Annotated in this window: 6 protein-coding genes and 1 pseudogene; 6 read left to right on the forward strand and 1 reads right to left on the reverse strand. The window is 66.2% G+C overall.

The features are described from left to right. Positions 1-235 precede the first annotated feature (235 nt). From ACE5CZ_RS10750 to ACE5CZ_RS10775, 6 genes and pseudogenes are all read left to right on the forward strand, one after another. Complete coding sequence (locus ACE5CZ_RS10750) at positions 236-475, forward strand: hypothetical protein (protein WP_374947325.1); 240 nt, start codon at positions 236-238, stop codon at positions 473-475. Continuing rightward, the gene (locus ACE5CZ_RS10755) at positions 475-1,272 is read left to right on the forward strand and encodes a Fic/DOC family protein (RefSeq protein ID WP_374947326.1); all 798 of its coding nucleotides are present in this window, start codon (positions 475-477) and stop codon (positions 1,270-1,272) included. The genes ACE5CZ_RS10750 and ACE5CZ_RS10755 overlap by 1 nt, the downstream gene beginning before the upstream one ends. A 12-nt stretch (positions 1,273-1,284) precedes the next feature. After that, positions 1,285-1,884, forward strand: coding sequence for a recombinase family protein (locus ACE5CZ_RS10760; RefSeq protein ID WP_374947327.1), 600 nt, complete (start codon positions 1,285-1,287; stop codon positions 1,882-1,884). Positions 1,885-2,203: 319 nt separating this feature from the next. Continuing rightward, positions 2,204-2,652 (forward strand): annotated as a pseudogene (locus tag ACE5CZ_RS10765) (recombinase family protein). Positions 2,653-2,703: 51 nt separating this feature from the next. After that, positions 2,704-2,802 (forward strand): hypothetical protein, encoded by a 99-nt coding sequence (locus tag ACE5CZ_RS10770; protein ID WP_374947330.1) that lies wholly within the window; start codon positions 2,704-2,706, stop codon positions 2,800-2,802. A gap of 66 nt (positions 2,803-2,868) precedes the next feature. Next, positions 2,869-4,611: a cation:proton antiporter gene (locus tag ACE5CZ_RS10775; protein ID WP_374947328.1), complete on the forward strand. Its 1,743-nt coding sequence runs from the start codon at positions 2,869-2,871 to the stop codon at positions 4,609-4,611. On the opposite strand, the gene ACE5CZ_RS10780 is transcribed toward ACE5CZ_RS10775, so the two are convergent. Next, complete coding sequence (locus ACE5CZ_RS10780) at positions 4,605-5,315, reverse strand: HAD family hydrolase (protein WP_374947329.1); 711 nt, start codon at positions 5,313-5,315, stop codon at positions 4,605-4,607. The genes ACE5CZ_RS10775 and ACE5CZ_RS10780 overlap by 7 nt on opposite strands. Between the last annotated feature and the right edge of the window lie 375 nt (positions 5,316-5,690).

Here is a 5,690-nt window from a genome sequence, read left to right on the forward strand (position 1 = left end):
GCACACCATTTCACACCGTTATGTTGTTTATTTTTTAAACAGTGCTCCTGGTGGGGCCGACTCCCCACACTCGATGGTTGCTGTGTGGGTGGGGCGGGGGGCCGGCCACGTCCCCGCCACGCCGCCCCCGGACGGCCCGAAACTCACGCCCGAAACCGATACTTCCCGAAACTATCTATAGACCGTTTTCGGGCGAGCTGGTAGAATGGATCGAGACCGAGGAAAGGGGGCCACCGTGGCCGCTGAGTTCAACATCGAGGCCCGTTGGCCGGAGCTGTTCGCGCCCCTGAATGCCGCCAGCCGGACGGCCGTCGTCAACTCGTTTGCGTCGAGCTGGCACGAGGGTTGGGTGCCGAACCGCGAGGACGTCGAGAACCTGACTGATTTTGTGCGCGGCGCGATTGACGAAGCCGAGTATGACCGCCGCGCAGCAGGCGCGGCAGAGCGCCACCGCGCACACGCCATCGCGAGCTGATGGCGTCGCAGTTCTCCTCCTGGGATTCGTATCTCTGGGAGCCTGGCGGCTCCGTGCTGCGCAACCTCTACGGGGAACGCGACGGGGTCGCACTGGCGCAGCGTGAGTACTCCGAGACCAGCAAGCAGCAGGCCAAGATCGAGCTGGGCGTGACGCCGATCGCGAGAACGTATGACGCCGAGCACCTACGGGCCATTCACCGTCAGCTCTTCGGCAACGTCTACGAGTGGGCAGGGGAGTACCGCACAGTCGGCATGACGAAGAACCTCAGCGAGTTTGCGAAGCTAAGCGACGTCCCGCGCTACCTCGATGATGCGAGTCGTCTATTGCGCGGCGCGCAGTGGTCGACGATGAATCGCGACCAGTTCGCCGCCGAGGTGTTCGCCTACGTCAACCAGGCACACCCGTTCCGCGAGGGCAACGGACGCGCGGCCAAGCTGTTCATGCAACAGGTCTCGGAGCTGAGCCCGTACCGCATCGACTACAGCCCCGCAGTGTCCGGCGTGACGCCCGAGATTTGGAACCAACAGTCGATGCTCTCCGGCCCCGACCGCGGCCGCTACGAGCCGCAGCCAGCGGAGCTTGTTCCAGTGTTCCGAGCGATGGCCGTCGAGCGCCCGCCGGCCCCTCAGGCGTCCGCGCCTGGCGCGTCGACGGAGCTGCGCCGGGATCGTTCGGCCTACCGCGCATCGTTCCCGAGGTCGGCCACGGAAGCCACCAAGCCGGGCACTACCGCCGGCCCCACCAACCGCGCGCCAAAGACGCCAGGTCGAAGCCCAGACGTCGGGCGAGACTGATCGAGAGAACCCATGACGAACATCGTTGGCTACGCGCGAGTGTCGAAGCGTGACCAGAACCCGGCAGCTCAGGAGGCCGAGCTGCGCGCCGCGGGTGCTATCCGGGTGTTCGTCGACCACGGCGAATCGAGCCGTGTAACCGAGCGTCCACAGTGGCTCGCCTGCCTCTACTTCCTGCGCGCTGGCGACACTCTCATGGTGCGTCGCCTCGACCGTATCGCCGGCAGCGAGACGATGGCTATTCAGACCATCAGTGAGCTGCACGATCGCGGGATCAACATCAAGAGTCTTACCGAGCCCGATATCGACACGACAACGCCGATGGGCCGCGCCCTGTTCGGCATCGTCGCCGTGTTCGCGCAGCTCCGCGTCGACACGATCCGGGACAACACGAAGCGCGGTCTCGCGCACGCACGAGCTGAGGGTCGAGTGGGCGGCCGGCCTTCCGTGATGACTCCCGAACGCATCGAGCAAGCCCTACGGATGCGCGCCGACAACCACAGCATTGTGCAGATCGCGAAGGTTCTCGGAGTCGGCAAGTCGTCGGTCTCACGAGCCCTCGACAAGGCCGCCGAGGACGCAGCGCACGACGTCACCACGCTTTCCGCGTAGCGGGCCTGCCCGCATCTTCCCCGTCTCCCCGATAGATGCCGAACTGCACAAGAGAGACCCCCTGCATCGGGGGGAGGGGGACTACCTACCCAACGAGACCGTGCACGGGCCACACAGACGCAACGCGACGTGTCCCGTTGACGTAACAGTGTGGCCGGTGTGCGGGTGGACGATTGGGGTCCCGCTGTCCACCTGTGGGCGCGTGGAGCCGCGAAGCGTTAGGGCTCAGGCCGTCTACAGGTGGTCAGGGGGTTACGTCACTGATCAGCGCTGTCAGCCGCGACGCCCGCGGCGTCGCTCCCAGGCACACGGCGCGACAATGAGCAACGTCATCGGGTATGCCCGGGTCTCCAAGCAGGAACAGAATCCTGCAGCGCAAGAGGACGAGCTGCGCGCGGCTGGCGCTGTTCGTGTATTCGTCGATCATGGGAGTCGAGCCGCGTCGCTGAGCGCCCCCGGTGGGTCGCGTGCCTGGACTATCTCAACGCCGGCGACACACTTGTTGTGCGTCGCCTCGACCGTATTGCCGGCAGCGAGACGATGGCCATTCAGGAGATCGCAGGACTGCACGACCGGGGTGTGAACATCAAAAGCCTCCCCGAACCGGACATAGACACGACAACGCCAATGGGTCGCGCCCTGTTCGGGATCGTGGCTGTATTTGCTCAACTCCGTGTTGACACAATTCGGGAGAACACACGACGTGGTCTCGCTCATGCCCGGTCGGAAGGCCGCGTCGGTGGGCGCCCCTCCGTCATGACTCCGTAGCGCACCGCTGCAGCGGTTCAGCTGCGTGCCCAGGGTGACAGCATCGCTCACATCGCACAGGTTCTCGGCGTCGGGAAATCGTCTGTTTCCCGCGCCCTCGACACAGCGACGAACGCCCCCGCAACCGAACCCAAGACCGACGCGACGTAGCCCTCCGCGTGCGCAACAGCAGCGCGAAATGTGACTGGAACACGGTGCGGGTACCCTGACAACACCATGGAGCTCGGCGTCTACGCAGTATTCGGCATCGCGGTCATCGTCGCGGTCGCGTACTTCTCGAAGCGCCTCGGGGTGGCCGCGCCCATAATCCTGGTGATCGTCGGCGTGGGAATCTCGTTCCTTCCCGGCTTTCCCGAACTGCACATCGAGGGCGAGCTCGTGCTCGACCTGGTGCTGCCGCCGATTCTGTATGCGGCGGCCATCAGCGTTCCCGTCGTCGACTTCAGGCGCAACTTCAGCACCATCACGAGCCTCTCCGTCGTACTCGTCATCGTCACGGCATTCGGCACGGGATTCCTGCTGTTCACCATGCTGCCCGACCTCAACCTCGCCGCGGCCATCGCTCTGGGCGCCATCATCAGCCCGCCCGACGCGGTCGCCGCGACATCCATCGGCCGTCGCCTCGGGTTGCCCCCGCGCATCCTGACCGTGCTCGAGGGCGAGGGCCTTGTGAACGACGCGACCGCCCTGGTGCTGCTGCGCTCGGCGACCGCCGCGGCCGCGGGCGGGCTGCTCTCGCCCTGGGAGACGATCGGCGACTTCTTGTTCGCCGTCTTCGTGGCCATCGTGATAGGCCTGCTCGCCGGTCTCGTCTCGGTGTTCGTGCGCACCAAGCTCAACGACCCCGTGCTCGACACCGCCATCTCCATCGCCGTGCCGTTCCTCGCCTTTCTGCCCACCCAGGCGCTCGGCGCATCCGGTGTTCTCGCCGTGGTCGTGGCCGGCCTCTACACCGGGCATCACGCGCCCTCGGCATTCTCGGCGCAGGCGCGCATCAGCGACCGCATCAACTGGCGCACCATCCAGTTCTTGCTCGAGAACGGTGTCTTCCTGCTGATCGGGCTCGAGATCCGCACGCTCATCAACGACGTCGAGAACCCCGAGGTTCTCAGCGTGCTGGATGCGATCGGGCTCGGCCTCATCGCCGTCGTCGCGTTGACGCTGCTGCGCTTTCTCTGGATCGGCCCGCTCGTGTACCTGCTGAAGAAACGCGCCGAGCACGCCGAGAAGCTCACCTACACGAACCTGCTCGCGCTCTACCACTATCGAAAGAACCCCCACCGGGGCGTGTGGACGGGCCGTCGCCGCCTGCGCGAGGAGCGTCACTACCAGCGTCGGCGCTCTGACCTCGAGCAGCTGCGCCGCGAGAGCATCGACTGGCGCGGCGGCTTCGTGCTGAGCTGGTCGGGCATGCGCGGCGTGGTCACGCTGGCGGCGGCACAGTCGCTTCCGTTCGACATTCCTTACCGGTCGCAGCTCATCCTCATCGCGTTCACCGTCGCCGTCGTGACCCTCATCGTGCAGGGCGGAACCCTGCCCTGGCTCATCCGGCTCCTCGGAATCCAGGGCGTCGACGAGGCGGAGGATCGGCGCGAACTCGCCACCCTGCTCGACGAGATCAGCTTCGCGGGCATGGCCGTGCTCGACGACCCCGAGGCTGTGATCGAGGGAACAGCCGACGTCGACCCCGACGTGATCGAGCGGGTTCGCCAGTCGTCTTTTCTCCGCGCCGAAGCCGCCTGGGAACGCTCGCACGAGGCCTCGCCCGCGTCGTCGAGCGACGACGAGACGCCGCACCGCGTCTACCGGCAGCTGCGGCTGGCTGTTGTGCTCGCCGAACGCGAACGGCTCCTGGATGCCCGCAGCCGCGGCGCCTATCCCTCACGAATTCTCGCCCAGGCCCAGGCCATGCTCGACCTCGAGGAGACCCGGCTGCGTCCGCGCGCGTCAGATCACTGAGAGGCCGGACGGCCTTCGAAGTCGGCCAGCACGGCGGCCGGATCGTCGAATACCCGCAGCGCGCCGGCATCCAGAAGCTCGGCCGACGAGATGCCCCCGGTTCGCACCCCGATCGCCCGAACCCCCGCGTGGCCGGCCGCCTTCATATCCCAGACGGCGTCGCCGACGAACAGGGCCTCGGATGCATCGACTCCGGCCCGCTCGAGCGCCACGTTCACGATGTCGGGCTCGGGCTTCGCGGTGCCCACGTCGTCTGACGAGGTCGTGGCATGCAGGGCGTCATCGCAATCGAGCACTGCCAGCAGGATGTCGAGCTCGTCTTTCGGGGCGCTCGTCGCGAGCACGACCCGGATTCCGGCGTCGCTGAGCGCGTGCAACAGCGTCACCGCTTGTGGCAGCGCACGCAGCCTATCTGTGAGCCGCGAGTAGTACTCGGTGTGCAGCTCTTTCGCGTGATCGCCGCGTTCCTCGACGTCGTCTCCGAGCAGGGCGTCGAGCAGCTTGTCGCCGTCGAGTCCGATCGAGCGGTGGATGCGCCACGCCTCGACGGGGCGGCCGACCTCGGCGAATGCCCGGCCCCATGCATCCACATGCAGGTAATTGCTGTCGACGAGCGTTCCGTCGATGTCGAACAGCACCGCTTTCGGTGCGGGCAGCCAGAGGGGTTGCCCAGAACTCTCGTCGAACTCCGTACTCGGCGCCATCCGCACTCCCTGTTGTCGATATCAGAACCGTATCTCCGGCCGAAACGAACCGTCGACCCCTTGCGTGTTGGCGCGCCGCCGAAATCGAGCGTTCGTCATGATCGACGTCGGTCTTTCGAGGGCCAGCCTCCGTGCCCTACACTCCGAACTACCTGTGCAGGGCTGCGCGTGTTCGTGTTGCCCTGTCCGGCTGTCCATGTTGTCTCAAAAACGTGTCCGAAACTGGGACATCCGCTCTCACTGTTGCGAGGATCCATGCATCGAAATCCGTTCAGACATCTGGCCGCCATCCCCGTGGCCGCCCTGATCGCGGGGAGCCTGGCTCTCTCTGCCGGTGGCGCCCAGGCCACCCCCGCAGCACCCGAGCCGTCGGCC

Source organism: Agreia sp. (genome assembly GCF_964263775.1).
GTDB lineage: Bacteria > Actinomycetota > Actinomycetes > Actinomycetales > Microbacteriaceae > Agreia.